This is a genomic window from Mesorhizobium sp. ORS 3428 (genome assembly GCF_001854785.1).
In the GTDB taxonomy this organism is placed as follows: domain Bacteria; phylum Pseudomonadota; class Alphaproteobacteria; order Rhizobiales; family Rhizobiaceae; genus Mesorhizobium.
On the sequence record NZ_MDFL01000100.1, the window covers coordinates 1 to 1,108 of the forward strand.

The 1,108-nt window shown below is 55.6% G+C and carries 1 protein-coding gene and 1 pseudogene; both read left to right on the forward strand.

The window, feature by feature from the left end:
• Nucleotides 1-630 (forward strand): isopenicillin N synthase family dioxygenase (locus tag ORS3428_RS08715; protein WP_131802867.1); only part of this gene is annotated, 630 nt, incomplete at its 5' end.
• A 134-nt stretch (nt 631-764) separates the two neighbouring features.
• A pseudogene (locus ORS3428_RS08720) lies at nt 765-1,108 on the forward strand (hypothetical protein); the annotation flags it as partial.

The following is a 1,108-nucleotide window of genomic DNA, read 5'->3' on the forward strand; positions in this document are numbered from 1 at the left end:
CCGGCCACCCTGCCGGGGTTCAGGGAGACCGTTTTCGCCTATCACGAGGCGATGAAGGAGCTATCGATAACGCTTCTGAGGGGCATAGCGCTCAGCCTTGATCTTTCACCAGATTTCTTCGAACCGAGAACCAAGGATCCCATCACGACTCAACGCTTGCAACGTTATCCGCCACAGACCGGCGTCGTGGACGAGAGGATCATCGGCATCGGCGCGCATACCGACTTTGGCAGCCTGGGCATTATCGCCCAGGATAGCGCTGGAGGGCTTCAGGTGATGAACCGGAATGGGATCTGGGTCGAGGGCATGCCTGTCCCTGGTACCTTCGTCGTCAACATCGGCGATTTGCTGCAAAAGCTAACCAACGATGTCTATCTAGCGAACCTGCATAGAGTGGTGAACACCTCCGGACGGGAACGCTATTCGATACCGTTCTTCATCGACGCCGACCATGACGCCGTTTTTGCGCCCTTGGAAAGTTGCGTCTCTGAGGCTAACCCGGGGCAATATCCCCCGATCACTTGCGGAGCATACAAATTCGGAAAGTATATCAAACACTTTCCCCATTTGAGAGGGCGAGATGGGTATGGCACTGCTCCGCCCGCGATGAGCAGTAGTAATTCGGGATAGTCAAGCCAATAAGAGTGCGAAGAACTCTGCTGAGGCAATCCGCATGTTCGCGGACGGTGGATCTCACGGGCCGGACTGCAACCGTGCTGTACGATGTTGGCCGCCTAAGGCAAGCTGGCAATAGGAGTCCTAAAGTGTCCTCTTTTTCTATCCTGAACCGCAAAATCGATCCGACACGAAGGGGAATTGCTCTGAAGCCGGACGGGAGCATCGACGACAACGATCGAGTGGAGATCGGTCCGACGGATCTGGCCTTTGCCGAGTGGTCCGCGCTGGGTCTTACACCGCCCAATTTAGACCGCATGCGTAGGACGCGGCTGGATCGTATCGTCCAGCAGCTCCGTCAGCGGGATTACATCGGAGTGCTGTGCTTCGATCCGCTGAACATCCGATATGCTACTGATTCTTCGAACATGCAAATCTGGATCATGCACAATACTTCCCGAGCCGTCTTTGTATCGGCGGACGGGCATGTGAT